Here is a 13,511-nt window from a genome sequence, read left to right as displayed (position 1 = left end):
TCGTCGAATGGCGTGCCAGGGTCGTCGGTATCGTCGTCTTCTGTTTCTGGGTCTGGTATTGGTTCCATGGGATTCCCTTTCCTAGAGGCGTCGCGATTGCGCAGAGGCTATAAGACCCGGCATTTTGCCCGGCAGTCTTTTGTCGTATTGCCCAATCCCGGCCTGTGTGACCTTGACCGCCACGTCCCGCGAGTGCGCCTGAATGGTCGGGATGAACTCCGGCCCCGGCTCTCCGACGACATGAAGCTCAACCACTTGCGGCCGGTTTTGATTGGCGGCAGGCGTGATGCGCGGCACGCTCGGCATAATGGACGGAATACTTCCTACCAAGCCGCCCGACGCATAGCCGCGGTGCATGGCCTCGAGGTTGCCGGCGCCGATGCGTTCAGTGGCCGCTTTTGAAAAGACGTACTCGCCGCGGTGTACGATGCCAGCTGGTTGGTTCTTAGCGCCGTTACCGGTGTATCCACCCTTGGCAAAGCCAAACAAGCTGAAGATGCCGCCCAGGCCACCACCGCTGCCGCTGAAGAGGCTATCTAGGCCGATATCGAGCAGCTTCGACGCGACCTTGTCCAAAGCGCCCGCCAAGGCTTCTGCACCCGACTGGCCCGATCGTAGATCGGAGATCATTCCGCCCAGCACGTCCTTGCCGATGTCACGCAACTCTTGCGAGGCGTCGGCTGCAGCTTCCGTGGCCTCGCGCTCGTGGTAAATCGCTTCTACAAGCTGCTCTATCTCGGCACGTTGCTCTGCCGTGGCCGCGGTGCCCGCCTGACGAAGAGCGTTCGCTTTTTCGCGCTCGACTTCAGTGGCACCGATAAGGGCTTGCTCTTCCTTCAGTCCTTCGATGACCCTCAGAACCGCTTCTGCTTCGCGCAAAGCCGCAGCCGCAGCCGCGTTACGCCCACCACCTCCGCCGCCGCCCGATGATTTCTCACCGGGAATGACGGTTGCCTTGCTTGCCGCGGTGCCGTATCGCTTTTGCAGCGCTTCGACCAAGGCCGTGTCGGCCTTCTGGATCTCACCGCCGAACGCCTGCGCTATGCGCGTATCTATGGCGTCAGGCTTGCCGCTCCGGCCTGGCCCTGTGACCACATCACCCGGTTGACCGGCCAGCGAACCCGCCAAGGCGCCCATTTCGGCTGCTTGTCGGTTCTTTAGAAATTCTTGCATCCGGCCGTTGAGACCGTCTAGTCCCTCGATAGCGGTCAGGATTGCCGACTGCGCACTTACGCTGAATCGACGCCACGCCGCGTCCCAGCGGTCACCCATCTCCTCGGCACGCCGGAGCAATTGTTCGTCAATGACGCCACCTGCATCCTCGGCGGCCTTTGCCATCCCGTTAATGCCGGCCGCACCGTCCTTAAGAGCGTTTAGGAAGTCGCCGCCGCCTTTGCCGAAGGCTTCGGTAACGAGCACCATCCGCTCTTGCTCAGACGCGGCGTTGCGCACCAGTTCGGCATAGCTCGCAAGCAATTGCTCTGAGGACTTTATCTGCCCATTGGTGTCGCGAATGGCAATTCCGTTGGCCTTCAGGATGTCGGCAAGCCGCCCGCCCTTCGTCGCCGCTTCGCCAATCCTTTTGCTGAACTGTTCCATGCCAGTTTCGAACGTGGCCTGGTCAACGCCAGCCTGGCTGAATCCGAATGAGAGTTCCTGAAGCGCCGTAGTCGTCAGGCCGATCCTGTCCGCAACGTCCACCAAGCGGCTAGCGTCATCGATAGTCTTGAGTGCGGTGTTGAACAGTGCAACAGGCGCCAGTGCTGCCAACGCGCCACTACCAATGCCTGTGAAAAAGCCGAGAACATTCCCCTTTAACCCGCTGCCGATCTTGGCGAACTGCCCGTCCAGGCGAGACGTCATAGCTGCGCTGCGTTTTTCGATCGCTCCGAATTGTCGATCGGCTGTGGCGGTGGCCCGCCTAAGCTGCTTCTCGAATGCAGTTATGCGGGCTTCTAGATCGACTGATAATTTGGGTGAATCATTTGGCATAGGAGTCCTTCACGCCCTTGCTGATCGCCCGCTTAATGCGCGCTCTAATACGTTTCTTTGTCAGTCGATAAGCCGGCCAGAAGAACGGCTGGGCGGGCGTGTCTTCCGTGCCGAATTCTTGAGCTGCGCATCAAGGCGGTGGCGCTCAATCATACAGAGCGTAGTCATAATCGCCTTGGCCGGCACGGGCCGCCCTAGTTGTAGCCTCACCGCCTGCCTCTACGGTGCGGGTAAGCTCGGCCGTCTGCCGCCATTTTATGGATGCACGAAGATCGCCATCGTCGTGGGGTGCGAGGAAGCGCTGTGCTCTCACAAGCTCGTCTGCTGACGTGTTCAAGGCCACAGCAGCAGCCCGCTTGGCTGCCGCTGGCAGCGCCCTTAGCCGCCGTTCAAAATCACGCAGGCCGCTATTCGCCATCGGCCGTGCTGTCGCTGAATGTCGCGTCCGCAGCAGTGATGCCGAACAAAGCACCGGCCAAGATCGCCTGCGCGAGCAGCGCGTATTGGGCGACAGGATTGGAGCTCAGCGTTCGTCTAACAAGAGGGGCACATCCCTTGAAATAGCTGTCCAATAGTCCGGTGTCGCTTGACGCCATGCGTCTAAGTACGCCAGTGAATTGCCGCAGTTCGGCAAGCTTGCCAGCCGGAACAGAAGCGAATGTCAGAACGCTCTTGAGGTTTTCGACTGTCCATTTTCCGGCCGTGATGCGGGTGAACATTTCATAGGCCGGAATGCCGGCATAAGCTTCGAAGAGCGGCAAGTCCTGGCGGTCGATTTTGAACGTGACGTCGCGACCGCCAAATCGGGCGGTGACTGAATTCAGTGTCATGTTGAGGGATCCTGTGAAAAGCGGGGAAGCACACGCACAAAGGGTGCATGTTGTCGTGCGTGAATCAGCTATCTCTACTGGTGATTGCCGACGGCAACCTGCTTTCTAGGCAGCTTCGGGTGTACTCACACGGAGCACGGCGCTGCAATAAAGTTGCGCTGGAGTGGCGGACTTCCTTCCGCCTTAGAAAACAGGGAACGTCAAATGTCGACGTTGAAGTCTAAAGTGGTGAGCGTTAGGGCGTACTTTCGTACGCGCCTTGGCCGACTTGAGCATGTGTGTGCTCATTTTAGGTCGTGGCCTCGCCAGCTTTCATTCGACTTTTAAGCTCGGCCTCGTAAACTGAGCGAGCCGTCGGCAATCACCGATGGAGATAAAAAAATGTCCGTTGAACAGATGGCGCGCCGCTTCATCCTGCCATGCGGTGCATACCGTCTGGGCAGCACGTACCGGCTCGCCGCTCAGCACCACGCCAGCAGCGGATCGTAGCCCGCCGCCTCGCACTCTTCGTGCAGCCGCCCCAATTCGGCTTCTTCGGCCTCGGAAAGACGCGCCTTCGCGATTTCTTCAGGTGGATGCAGGCCGGTAAGTTGGCAAAAATTCTGCCTGGCCCAAAATCCCCATATAAGCTGTAACTTCTCGACAGGCATGCCGTCGCGCCGTTTATCGACCTTGCGGCGTATCGGCATTTCTAGCGCCGCGATCCGTAATCACGCGTGCGAGCCGCTCGTGGCGCCTCAGGTGCATCTACACCGAGCGCAAGCTCGCGCAGGCCGCGGAAGAATGCCGTGCGGCTGTCCCTTTCGATGGCTACGCACGGGTGCGCTTTCGGCGTGCCGTATCGATCGACAACGGTTAGCCCGTCAGCCGCCAGCGCTTCGCGCGCCTGTTCGGAGCGGTCGAACGCCTCGGCAGTCTTCACCAACACTCGAAAATCCTGGCTTTCAAGTTCGAAGTCGGCAAGAATTCCACGTAGCCACTTGCGAGTTTCGGGCCGAAGATGGCCGGGGATTTTGTGCTTTTCCATGTCTTTTCTCGGTTTCTGGCTGGCTGAAGCCTTGCAGCGCATAGCGCCGACAAACTCACCAGTCGATTCGGGGCAGCACGCGCTAACGCTGTGGGGGGCACGCGGTACCGGCTGGAATCGACCTAGGGATTCGACCCACCCCCGCCCATCAGTCCGGTGCTACGAGGTGGCCGTCGACAGTGTAGACTAGCCGTCCTCGGGGAGTGGCAGTTTCCGCTTGGTCCAGCATCTTAGCGAGCTGGGCAGACAGAGCCTTGCCCTTCGTCATGCGTTCATTATGTCGGCCCATGAAGGCCACGACGCCACTCTCAAGCTCTTGGCGCAATGACGGTGCCTCGGCTAGGTCCACGAGGCGGACATGGCTCTCGCCGATTGCGCCATCACGGCATGCCGATATCTCGCGCAGTGTAGCATTAGTGACCACTCGAACGTCGTGGCCCTGAAACTGGCGAGTGGTTGACTCGACAATGTCCGCGGAAACGCTGATGTCTGGCCGATCGCCGCTGGCTACCATGCTGAGCAAGATGGCTCCGGCTTGTGACTTCGGCACGGGAAACTCAAATGCAAGGCCATCCGGTGTGTCGATGAAAGCAAGGCCGGTGGCCGTCGATCCGAAGACAATATTGTCATCGTGCTCGAGCTGGAACTCAACATTTCCCCTCGACGCCAAGGAAGCGGAGAAGCACCCCGGCATGAGCGCGGTCAAAACACCCTTATGGTAAAACGGCGTGCCATACGTGGCTGCAAACCCACGCACTGCTGGCCGCTCCATCAAGCTCTCAGCGTGATTGGCCAGCATGAGGCCGCTAACGCCACCTGGCAGGCGAGCGCCAAGCCGGACAGCGGTATGCGCGCGGGCAGCGTGACGCTCAAGATCCGGTATTACGATGGGCGCGCGGCTCATTTGAGTTCTCCCGGAATGTCACGGTCGGCAATGAATCCGGCCTTCCTTTTCTCATCGACAAACCGGCCGATATTGCTGTTTGGTCCAATGTCGAGCCAACGGCAAGGATGTGCGTCAAGCCAGCCAGTGTTGTATCCGGCATCTTCGACCTGACTTGCAAAGTTGCGAATTTCGACTTGCGCCGTGTGAGCGGCGATTAATGCGTCGAGAAGTCCGCGAATCTGCCGTTTGTATTCCGGCATCAGGCGATCTTTGATGACTGCGGTGGCGCGGTTTCTTTCGGTTGTCACCTCGCGCGCGAGTATGTCACCGGCTTCTTCGATATCGCGGAGCCGGGTAGCGATCTGCTGACGCCGCTGTGATCGTGGTGCTGTCACGGTCTTTGGAGCCAAGCCCAAGATGGCCGCAACGCGCGCCTCTCTGGCACCGTCGACCAATTCAGGTCCGTCTTCTTGCGCGAGGATAAATTCCTCCTGGCGCAGACTGGCCGATTCCTGTCCAAGCGCCGTTCGCAGCGTGGCAATCTCGGCAAGACGCGGTGAGATTTCTTCGACTGATGGAATGTCCGATGCGTCGGTGGTCGGCGCCTGCTTTCGATTAAACATTACTGGTTTTCTTTCGTGAGAAGTGTGCCCGCGATGGCTTTCATTGCGGCGATGGGGATGACGAAGATATTGGTCGCGCCTTCTGGAAGCACGCCATATGTTGCGCTGCCGCTTGGTGTTCGGATCTCAGCGAATGATGACGCGATGGCTATCTGCCCAGCCGCCTGGCTGGTGTCGATAAGGGCAACGATCGCAGCCTCAACGGTGGCAGATCCGCCGCCCTCGGAAAGAGCCAACCGTCCCACGTCTCGCTCATGCGCAACGGCGGTGCCAGGCGAGGGCGCTGAGAGTGCCAGGACAAGTCTGGCAATATCTCTGGGCGTCATCGGTGGACAGTATGGCCGGCCTGTCGCGATACGGTTTGCTGCCTTCATCTGCCGAATCGTTTGACTGACGAAAGGTCGCGGCAAGCGGGTGTGGCTGACCAGCGTGTCAGGCAGTAACTCACTATGGATGCGCAAAGCTTCCTCGTTTCTGCGCCAAGCGCGATTTGCGTTTTTGGAGGTAAAAACTGCACCGACCCATTGCAGCAAGACGCTCTGCAACGAGTCGGGAGATCAGCGCCTTGCGGCGCGATAGATGCTGTCGCTGGTACATCCGCAGTCGACGGCAATAAGAAACTGGCCCTTGCTGCCGGTTCAGCCCGAATTAGCAGCAAGGGAGATCGCACCGCGATCTAAAGATCGCAGCGCAATTGGTTGCCGGTGCGCTGGCGACGCATCCGGCGAGCGTCGACCTGGGGGGCGACGCTTAACTGCAGTATTCATTTAGATACGGAACGGCACCGTGTTTGAGTGGATAGCCTCAAGCCGCAATAGCCAAATATTCTGCAATGGCTCTGTCAATCAACCGCGCCCCGAATTTTTTCGCGCTGCTTGGCGCGTAACCCTCCGCAACGCCGATTTCCTCGGCGGTGGAGTCGGTAACCGCCATGTCGAGAACATCGGCATGCTCGCCAAGAGCATTGCGAAGTCGTTCTGCTTCTGCGATCCGCGCCAACTCGACCGCTGCATCGTAGTGACCGCGGGCGACCGCAGTGGTGAGGCCATCGCCGCCAGAACCCTTGATAGCAGATACGCCACCCGTCCATTGTGGACCATGCAGGATGAAGGTGGGGCACTTGGTGGCCGGAAACGGCAGGTCGGCAAATCTGACACTGCCGTCGACGCCAAGTGCGGCCAGTTCTGCCCGAGCCTCATTCACACCGTAGCGGCCAACCTCGTTCGTTGTGGAAGGTTTTTCCCGCGGCAGAGGGTCGTACATTCCGGCTCCACGCACGCCGCCCATAGGGCGTTGGTGTGGGTCTGCGGCTAACGAGCTGGGAATTGCCGCGGGCCGTGCCAGGTATGCCTTGACGGCCTCGGCGCTGCGCTTGGCTGGCCGGCGCCCCATCGGCGCGCGCGCGCGATCGACGGGCTTGAGCGACTTCCCTTTCGCCGTTGTGCCCCATTCGGTCAGCAGGCCAGGATGGCGACGCCGTGCCGGATCGAAGTTGAAGACAAGTTCTCCGAGCCGGACGATATGTCGTTCTTCCTTTTCTCCAAACTCAACGCCGGCATTGCCTGCCGCAGCCAGCAATTCTGGCACTGAAGGCCGAATCTCTCGGCGCAATTCCTCCTCGGCATCGTTGTTGTCGTTTGCTGCAATGTACCTGGCAGGCTCGGTGATATCTCGCCATCGCATAAGCGCGCCCAGCTTGGTTGCGTCGCCGAGGTGCGCTAGACGTTCGAAAGTCGGCCAGGCTAGTACGGGCTCTGCCTTGCCGCGGATGCTGGCGAGGAAGGCACGCCGGGCGGCTAGGTCCGTAAAGCGGTGGGCGCAGAGCGGGCCGTTGTCGTTGTCGGCCATCGAGCCGGTTTCACTAATCATGTGGAATCCCCAGGTTTGGAATACCGGCCGCCAGACCGGTGTCAGGCCGCAGTGGCCGCAGTTCAGATAATCTTTTTCTCTATTTTTTCCCGTCGTGCGGGACGATTATCATTCGCCGGCCGCAGGTCTGGCCGCTCTCGATAGAATTCCGCCCAGCTCATGCGCCTGCCGCGATAGGCGCCGTCATGCCGCGCTGTCGCGGCTGCGGTGCGACTGTCGAGTATTGGCGTCATTCCGGCACCTCGTCGGCGTGGTCGACGGCTTCCGCGTAAATTCCCTTTGGGCCGCGATGGACCACGATCAGACGCGGTTCCGGCGAAGACGTATCCACGCCGACAATTGTGATCGGTTTTCCGGTAGTGGGGTGTTTCGCTTTAATTTGAGTTTGCAGTGCAATCACGGCATTTTCCATTCGTTGTTCTCCTCTTTGTTTCTAGAAATCGTACCGCCGTACCGACCCTAAGAATCTAGCGGTGCGTACGACAGTGGTGGGGTGGACAAATCCACCCCCACAACCAATCTGTTTTCAATTTGAGGCCGTACCGGCCGTACGGCTTGAAATCATTGAGTTCTTCCCCCTTTTTTGCATGTGCCGTACGGCGCGTGCGTACGGCGGTACGACCTCGCAAAAAACATCCAGTTTTCGGGCCTATTCGTCATGGTCGTCGTACGGCGCTCGGTACGGCTCGGAACGGCCAGATTTCGCCACCAGGTTCGATGCCGCAGTTGCTGCCTGTTCGGCCTTGAAGCGCTCTGCCCTAGCGTCTACGGCCGCGGTCTGCCCGATCGACGTCAGGCCCCACTTGCGGCCAGTATGAGTGACCAACTTCAAGCGCTTGAGCTTGTCGGTCGCGGTCTGCACCCGTCGCTTGTGAGGGCTTCCGTCTCCCTCTTTCCAGCCGAGGATTTCAGCCATTGTCTGCAGCGACTTGTCGCCGTCCGTTTCGATCAGAAGCAGCACCTCGTCCTCGTCCTTGCGGGCATCAATGCCTCTCTTGACTGTCTCACCGGTTGACACAGCGGAGGCCATCACGGTCGGAACGTCTCGCCCCTTGCTGTCGATAAGTGCTGGGGCGGTTACGGTTTTCAGATCGAAGTGAAGCGGCTCGAAATCCGGTCCTCTGTGCTTGCCTTGCCAGTGCAACCGGATGCTTCCGGCATCACCCTTAGTCAGCACTAGATTGCCGTCCAGTTCGGCAATGAACGCGCCGCCTCCCCGCGGTAGCAGGTTGGAGGCGTCCGCGGCTTTTACCGGATGGCACGCCACCAGCACACATGGCGAGCCAGGTAATGTCGTCAGCGTGCGCAGGTCACGCGCGTGCCGACCAAGTTCCGTATTGCTGTTTTCCTCCTGGCCTTGGAAATATGCCGCCGATGTGTCGACCACGACCAACTCAGCGCCACCGAGTTTGGTGACTTCCTGTTTTATACGAGCGAACATCTTGGAGATACTGAACGTACCCTTGATGAAGTGGACGTCCATGGCGTCTGGGTCGAAGCGCATATGGTGGGCCATGGCAATCCAGCGCATCGTCACGTCGTCGGGATTCTCGCCCGCGAAGTACACGACGCGCCCCTTTCGGACCTCCCGATCGCTGATCGGCTTTCCAAGGGCTGTATGTGCCGCCAGAAGAAGCAATACGGCTGTCTTACCGGTCCCTGTCATTGCCGTCGTGGAATAAAGGAAGCCAGCCTGTGCAATACCTTCCAGATGGTAATCTGGCGGCACGAAACCGCGCACCAGATCGCCGCTCGATACGATACCCGGCCATTTCTGTTCGCGGTTGTCGTTGGCTGCCTTTGGCGATGGGCGAGGAAGATCGCTGGCGTCTTTGGACGGTGACGCACGAAAGTTCTCAGGCGCCACAGTCTCATGCTCAGCGTGTTCGACCGCGGTTTCGATCCCGTTGCGCCATCGCGTATTGAACCGTAGCTTTTTTATCGCCCCGCCTGGATAGTTGAAAACGCATACGCCGCCTTCAGGATCGATACGAATTGTTCCGCCGCCTCGCTTTGTGACCAGTTCCGTCGCGGCATCGATATCAATTTGAAGCGGTGCGATCATGCGGCGTCGGCTCCATAAGCGCTGCGATAGCGGCGCTGGCGATTTCTGCAACGAGGGTGCGAGAGAAGGTGACGACACGCCCGCCGAGGGCGTTAGGCCCAAAGACGGCATAACCCCCATCTGGCCGCTTCGACACCTTCAAATTGAAGGCGCGAATGTCCTCGGTCAGTTCGACATCGACGCGCGCAATGACATTGCCCGAGCCATGTGGCTCGGGTCTGCAAGATAGGATTTTCAAGGGTGGTTCCCGTTTTTCGATGTGGCCGCGGTTGGATCCGCAGTGGGTTTTTATTTGAATTTAAGCGGCTGCCCTCAACGAACGCGCAGCATCAATGCGCGCCTGAATCCATTCCGTGATCTCGCTCCGGATGAAAGCGATTCTGCGGTCCCCGAGCGGTATTGCAGGCGGGAAGCGCCCTTCCGCTCGATATCGGTTGACCATCGTTCGGGACAGGCTGGTCATGCGGGCAGCATCGTTTAGGCTAACCAGAGTTGGCGCATTATCGTTTGCAGGCGTCATGTGTCCTCCTCGCGAACGGACGGAATCCGGACGCGGCTCAAGCGTTGATGGAAATAGGGGATTGGTGGCCTATGGCCCAAGGACATTATGTGACCGCCACGTTGGGTCGGCCGGTTTGAAATCTCGCAAACCTACGGGCGGCTACACCAAACTTCTGGTAGCATTGCCTATATAGGCCAAAAAATGAAATAGGCAACCAAATTGATTGTCTGGCACAATCCCTAGTTGCCGCTGGTACAGTACGCCGCCCAGTCGTTCATCAACGAACGGCGCTTCTCCAGCGCGGATCCACGCCGGTATGCGCGTTCTGTGGCATCCCCCACTTTGTGCGCCAAGGCCATCTCGGCGATCTCTCGCGGATGATCCGTGCAATCACCGGCCCAGTCTCTGAAGGCCGATCTAAAGCCGTGGGTGGTAAAGCCTGGACGCTTCTCTGCCATGACTTCACGCATGCGGCCGTTGCCTATTGGTCGCCGATCCCGCAACCGCTGAGAGGCGAACACATGGCCGCCTGATGGCTCGCCAAGAGCCGTCACTGCGGCGTCCGACAGCGGCACGACATGCTCTTTACCCGTCTTTGTCCGCGTGGCGGGTATCGTCCAAAGCTTCTTGTCCAGGTCGATTTCGTTCCAATGCGCTTCGCGCGCCTCACTGCTCCGCACTGCCGTCAGGATCGTAAAGCGTAGGCATCGTTCCTCCGGTTCTCCGCCTAGATCCTTGAGGAACGCTGCGACGTCCGCGTACGGCATGGCGGCATGGTTTGCGCCAGTGACCCGGCTAGCCTCGTCTAAGACGTGTTCGAGGTGACCGGTCCAGCGTGCCGGGTTGTCACCGCTGCGCAATCGCTTCGCCTTGGCGAAGTCAAGAATATTCTCGATCTTGCTTCGTACCCTCTGGCCTGTCGCTGGTTTCTTCGCCCAAAGCGGCCTCAGCACTTCCTCTACAAGATCGGTGTTGACCCTGTCGACCGCCACATTGCTCAACTTCGCGGCATGCACGAGAAGATGGTGGCGCCACTCCCCTATCGTCTTGGGAGTCCAGCCGCCTGCGTCTTTGATATAGCTTTCGACAACTTCCCGGAATGTGGAACGGCTGGCCTTCCGAGTCACGCGTTCAGCATATGGATCACGATCCTCCGCAAGCATGTTTCGGAACTCTTCGGCCTTTCGCCTGGCAAGTGCCAGGTTGACGGATACCGGCCCGCCATAACTGCCGAGTCCCAATTCGCGTCGTACACCGTTGCGGCGGTATATGAAAAACCAGGACTTACTTCCCGCAGGGTGGACGCGCAGATACAGCATGTCGCCATCGCCGTATATGCCCGGCTCGGTGAGTGCCTTGACCTTTGAATCCGTAAGCTTGTGCCGTGCCATTTACCATACCGCCTAACATAACGAGAATGGTTGCTACTATGGATAACCATAATATCCATGTCAACGCAAAGATAAGCGACACCAAGGCTTTATGCGAAAAAACCCTGTAACTTCAATGGCTCTTGATCCGCTGCACTGGCGGCGCTTTTTCAGGCGCCAGTTCAACCAGTCGGCGGATCTGGCAAGGGCGGTATCGCAGCTTGGCGGCCTGCCTTTTGCGCCCTCCGCGGTCAGGCGCGTCAAACTCACCCGCCAGCAGGTCGGGCTTGAGCGGCGGGAACGCGAGGAAAATGTGCGTGCCGCCTTCAGAGTGCCGGAGGAGGCCGAGATCGAGATCGCCGGCCGCCGGGTGCTCCTGATCGACGATGTCTATACCACCGGCGCCACTGTCCGGGCGGTCGCCAAGGCGCTGAAAAAGGGCGGTGCCGGGACCGTCGACGTGTTGACCTTTGCGCGCGTGCTGCCCGGGGACTTTCGGGCCGACGAGTCCGCGACTATATAGACTCTGCGATTCTATGGACTTGGGAAAGGCAGGATTGCTGGCCGATGGTCGACGTGACGATCTATACGCGGATGATGTGCGGCTATTGCACGGCCGCCAAGCGGCTGCTCGAGCGTAAGGGGGTCGCCTACACCGAGCACGACGCTTCGTTCTCGCCGGAACTGCGCCGGGAAATGATTTCCCGCGCGAACGGCCGCTCGACCTTTCCGCAAATATTCATCGGCGACACCCATGTCGGCGGCTGCGACGATCTCCATGAACTGGAGGCGGAGGGCCGGCTGGACCGCCTGCTCGCCAATGGCTCGACGAATTGAGGACATGACGATGGGTGCTTTCAAGGCGGCGGCGATCCAGATGCGTTCGGGCACCAGCCCCGAGCGCAACGCGGTCGATCTGGAGCGGCTGGTGCGCGAGGCCGCGGGCCAGGGTGCGACCTATATCCAGTCACCGGAAATGACCGGTGCGCTGGTCCGTGACAGCCAGGCGCGGGCCGCCGCCTTCACGTCCGAGGACAAGGACATCATCGTCTCGACCTCGCGCAAGCTGGCGAAAGACCTTGGCATCTTCCTGCATATCGGCTCGACCGCCATCCTGCGCGCCGACGGCAAGCTCGCCAACCGCGCGCTTCTGTTCGCGCCGGATGGCGCCACGATTGCCACCTACGACAAGATCCACATGTTCGACGTCGATCTCGACAATGGCGAGAGCTGGCGCGAATCCGCCGCCTACGAGGCCGGCACCGAGGCCGTCGTCACCGAGATCAGCGGCGCCGGGATCGATGGTGCGAGGCTGGGTTTCGCCGTCTGCTACGACCTGCGCTTTCCGCAGCTCTTCCGCGCCGAGGCGCTGGCCGGCGCCGTCCTGCTTTCGGTGCCCGCCGCCTTCACCCGCCAGACCGGCGAGGCGCACTGGCATGTGCTGCTGCGGGCGCGCGCCATCGAGAACGGCGCCTATGTCGTCGCCGCAGCGCAGGGCGGCCTGCACGAGGACGGCCGCGAAACCTATGGCCATTCGCTGATCGTCGATCCGTGGGGTCGCATCGTCGCAGAAGCGGCACATGACGAACCGGCGGTGATCGTCGCCGACATCGACCCGGCGCAGTCAGCCGCCGCGCGCAAGAAAATCCCGAACCTGAAGAATGCGCGGGATTTTGCCGTAAACGGCGGACAGGCTGAGGCGCTGCCGCTCAGGGGGGCGGCGTCTTGATCCGCTTTTCCCTGATCTGCGAACACGAGCACGAATTCGAGGGCTGGTTTCGCAGCAACGACGATTTCGATACCCAGAAGAAGCGTGGCTTCGTCGATTGCCCGACCTGCGGCTCGCACAGGGTCGAGAAGGCGTTGATGGCACCGGCCGTCTCCACCGGGCGCAGCCGAGAAAAGATCGCGCTCGCCATGGGAGAGGCCCAGAAGCAGGCGCTGGCGCAATTGAAGGCGATGGCCGAGAAGGTGCGCGAGAACGCTGACTATGTCGGCGACAAGTTTGCCGAGGAAGCCCGCAAGATCCATTTCGGCGAGAGCGATCCGCGCGGCATCTATGGCGAGGCGACGCTGGAGGAGGCCAAGAGCCTGGCCGAGGACGGCGTCGAATTTATGCCGGTTCCGGTATTCCCGGAGGATCGCAACTGACTGCCAGGAGCCATCCTGACCGATCGGGATGGGTTCTGCCGACTGCCTTCAGCCGCCAGTCTCAAACGCTGCGATTAGCTAAGCCACCACACCGTCGTCTTCCCAGGGTCTGCGCCGCGTCGCTTCGCTCCTTGCTCCGCCCTGGGAAGACGACGGAGGGATGTTTCGGCCAATCCTAGAGCGTTTCCAGATTTGA

General features: G+C 60.0%; 17 protein-coding genes and 1 pseudogene. 4 read left to right on the top strand and 14 right to left on the bottom strand.

Annotated features, from left to right (window positions below; translation table 11 throughout):
- Positions 1–81: 81 nt before the first annotated feature.
- The 14 genes from NMG70_RS31815 to NMG70_RS31755 all read right to left on the bottom strand — a co-directional run bounded on the left by NMG70_RS31815 (position 82) and on the right by NMG70_RS31755 (position 11,185).
- Positions 82–1,863 carry a phage tail tape measure protein gene (locus NMG70_RS31815; RefSeq protein ID WP_254028153.1) on the bottom strand — a complete coding sequence of 594 codons (1,782 nt, stop codon included), beginning with the start codon at positions 1,861–1,863 and terminating at the stop codon, positions 82–84.
- Between the two features lie 274 nt (positions 1,864–2,137).
- Positions 2,138–2,410 carry an HK97 gp10 family phage protein gene (locus NMG70_RS33120; RefSeq protein WP_367185636.1) on the bottom strand — a complete coding sequence of 91 codons (273 nt, stop codon included), beginning with the start codon at positions 2,408–2,410 and terminating at the stop codon, positions 2,138–2,140.
- Positions 2,400–2,822: a hypothetical protein gene (locus NMG70_RS31810; protein WP_254028152.1), complete on the bottom strand. Its 423-nt coding sequence runs from the start codon at positions 2,820–2,822 to the stop codon at positions 2,400–2,402. The genes NMG70_RS33120 and NMG70_RS31810 overlap by 11 nt, the downstream gene beginning before the upstream one ends.
- A gap of 461 nt (positions 2,823–3,283) precedes the next feature.
- Positions 3,284–3,511 (bottom strand): hypothetical protein, encoded by a 228-nt coding sequence (locus NMG70_RS31805; RefSeq protein ID WP_254028151.1) that lies wholly within the window; start codon positions 3,509–3,511, stop codon positions 3,284–3,286.
- A 2-nt stretch (positions 3,512–3,513) separates the two neighbouring features.
- Entirely contained in the window at positions 3,514–3,891 is a 378-nt protein-coding gene (locus NMG70_RS31800; protein ID WP_254028150.1) for a hypothetical protein, read from the bottom strand.
- Positions 3,892–3,997: 106 nt separating this feature from the next.
- Complete coding sequence (locus NMG70_RS31795; protein ID WP_254028149.1) at positions 3,998–4,753, bottom strand: HK97 family phage prohead protease; 756 nt, start codon at positions 4,751–4,753, stop codon at positions 3,998–4,000.
- The gene (locus NMG70_RS31790) at positions 4,750–5,358 is read right to left on the bottom strand and encodes a hypothetical protein (protein ID WP_254028148.1); all 609 of its coding nucleotides are present in this window, start codon (positions 5,356–5,358) and stop codon (positions 4,750–4,752) included. The genes NMG70_RS31795 and NMG70_RS31790 overlap by 4 nt, the downstream gene beginning before the upstream one ends.
- A complete protein-coding gene (locus NMG70_RS31785) occupies positions 5,358–5,891 on the bottom strand; it encodes a hypothetical protein (RefSeq protein ID WP_254028147.1) in 534 nt (177 codons plus the stop codon). Before NMG70_RS31785 ends, NMG70_RS31790 begins: the two co-directional genes overlap by 1 nt.
- Positions 5,892–6,162: 271 nt before the next feature.
- Entirely contained in the window at positions 6,163–7,227 is a 1,065-nt protein-coding gene (locus NMG70_RS31780; RefSeq protein ID WP_254028146.1) for a hypothetical protein, read from the bottom strand.
- A gap of 229 nt (positions 7,228–7,456) precedes the next feature.
- Complete coding sequence (locus NMG70_RS31775; RefSeq protein WP_254028145.1) at positions 7,457–7,639, bottom strand: hypothetical protein; 183 nt, start codon at positions 7,637–7,639, stop codon at positions 7,457–7,459.
- Between the two features lie 237 nt (positions 7,640–7,876).
- Positions 7,877–9,292, bottom strand: coding sequence for an AAA family ATPase (locus NMG70_RS31770; RefSeq protein WP_254028144.1), 1,416 nt, complete (start codon positions 9,290–9,292; stop codon positions 7,877–7,879).
- On the bottom strand, positions 9,270–9,530 hold the full coding sequence (locus NMG70_RS31765; protein WP_254028143.1) for a hypothetical protein: 261 nt from the start codon (positions 9,528–9,530) through the stop codon (positions 9,270–9,272). The genes NMG70_RS31770 and NMG70_RS31765 overlap by 23 nt, the downstream gene beginning before the upstream one ends.
- Positions 9,531–9,590: 60 nt before the next feature.
- Positions 9,591–9,812, bottom strand: a complete 222-nt coding sequence (locus NMG70_RS32750) for a helix-turn-helix transcriptional regulator (protein ID WP_301555201.1) — start codon at positions 9,810–9,812, stop codon at positions 9,591–9,593.
- Between the two features lie 221 nt (positions 9,813–10,033).
- Positions 10,034–11,185, bottom strand: a complete 1,152-nt coding sequence (locus NMG70_RS31755) for a tyrosine-type recombinase/integrase (RefSeq protein ID WP_254028142.1) — start codon at positions 11,183–11,185, stop codon at positions 10,034–10,036.
- A 127-nt stretch (positions 11,186–11,312) separates the two neighbouring features.
- On the opposite strand from NMG70_RS31755, the pseudogene NMG70_RS31750 reads away from it, so the two are divergent.
- The 4 genes and pseudogenes from NMG70_RS31750 to NMG70_RS31735 form a co-directional block, all read left to right on the top strand.
- A pseudogene (locus NMG70_RS31750) lies at positions 11,313–11,687 on the top strand (ComF family protein); the annotation flags it as partial.
- Positions 11,688–11,731: 44 nt separating this feature from the next.
- On the top strand, positions 11,732–12,001 hold the full coding sequence (grxC, locus tag NMG70_RS31745) for a glutaredoxin 3 (RefSeq protein ID WP_254028141.1): 270 nt from the start codon (positions 11,732–11,734) through the stop codon (positions 11,999–12,001).
- Positions 12,002–12,011: 10 nt separating this feature from the next.
- Positions 12,012–12,893, top strand: coding sequence for a carbon-nitrogen hydrolase family protein (locus NMG70_RS31740; protein ID WP_254028140.1), 882 nt, complete (start codon positions 12,012–12,014; stop codon positions 12,891–12,893).
- A complete protein-coding gene (locus NMG70_RS31735) occupies positions 12,890–13,315 on the top strand; it encodes a DUF1178 family protein (protein WP_077372759.1) in 426 nt (141 codons plus the stop codon). The genes NMG70_RS31740 and NMG70_RS31735 overlap by 4 nt, the downstream gene beginning before the upstream one ends.
- Positions 13,316–13,511: the final 196 nt, after the last annotated feature.

The sequence above is a fragment of the Mesorhizobium ventifaucium genome (assembly GCF_935822925.1).
GTDB classification, from domain to species: Bacteria; Pseudomonadota; Alphaproteobacteria; order Rhizobiales; family Rhizobiaceae; genus Mesorhizobium; species Mesorhizobium ventifaucium.
The sequence above is the reverse complement of the archived record's forward strand: the minus strand, read 5'-3'. Positions and strand labels throughout refer to the sequence as shown.

Bases quoted from the DNA above. Each gene is read 5' to 3' on its own strand.
- NMG70_RS31815 (WP_254028153.1), bottom strand. From the start codon at position 1,863: ATGACGTCTCGCCTGGACGGGCAGTTCGCCAAGATCGGCAGCGGGTTA.
- NMG70_RS33120 (WP_367185636.1), bottom strand. From the start codon at position 2,410: ATGGCGAATAGCGGCCTGCGTGATTTTGAACGGCGGCTAAGGGCGCTG.
- NMG70_RS31810 (WP_254028152.1), bottom strand. From the start codon at position 2,822: ATGACACTGAATTCAGTCACCGCCCGATTTGGCGGTCGCGACGTCACG.
- NMG70_RS31805 (WP_254028151.1), bottom strand. From the start codon at position 3,511: ATGCCGATACGCCGCAAGGTCGATAAACGGCGCGACGGCATGCCTGTC.
- NMG70_RS31800 (WP_254028150.1), bottom strand. From the start codon at position 3,891: ATGCGCTGCAAGGCTTCAGCCAGCCAGAAACCGAGAAAAGACATGGAA.
- NMG70_RS31795 (WP_254028149.1), bottom strand. From the start codon at position 4,753: ATGAGCCGCGCGCCCATCGTAATACCGGATCTTGAGCGTCACGCTGCC.
- NMG70_RS31790 (WP_254028148.1), bottom strand. From the start codon at position 5,358: ATGTTTAATCGAAAGCAGGCGCCGACCACCGACGCATCGGACATTCCA.
- NMG70_RS31780 (WP_254028146.1), bottom strand. From the start codon at position 7,227: ATGATTAGTGAAACCGGCTCGATGGCCGACAACGACAACGGCCCGCTC.
- NMG70_RS31775 (WP_254028145.1), bottom strand. From the start codon at position 7,639: ATGGAAAATGCCGTGATTGCACTGCAAACTCAAATTAAAGCGAAACAC.
- NMG70_RS31770 (WP_254028144.1), bottom strand. From the start codon at position 9,292: ATGATCGCACCGCTTCAAATTGATATCGATGCCGCGACGGAACTGGTC.
- NMG70_RS32750 (WP_301555201.1), bottom strand. From the start codon at position 9,812: ATGACGCCTGCAAACGATAATGCGCCAACTCTGGTTAGCCTAAACGAT.
- NMG70_RS31755 (WP_254028142.1), bottom strand. From the start codon at position 11,185: ATGGCACGGCACAAGCTTACGGATTCAAAGGTCAAGGCACTCACCGAG.
- grxC (WP_254028141.1), top strand. From the start codon at position 11,732: ATGGTCGACGTGACGATCTATACGCGGATGATGTGCGGCTATTGCACG.
- NMG70_RS31740 (WP_254028140.1), top strand. From the start codon at position 12,012: ATGGGTGCTTTCAAGGCGGCGGCGATCCAGATGCGTTCGGGCACCAGC.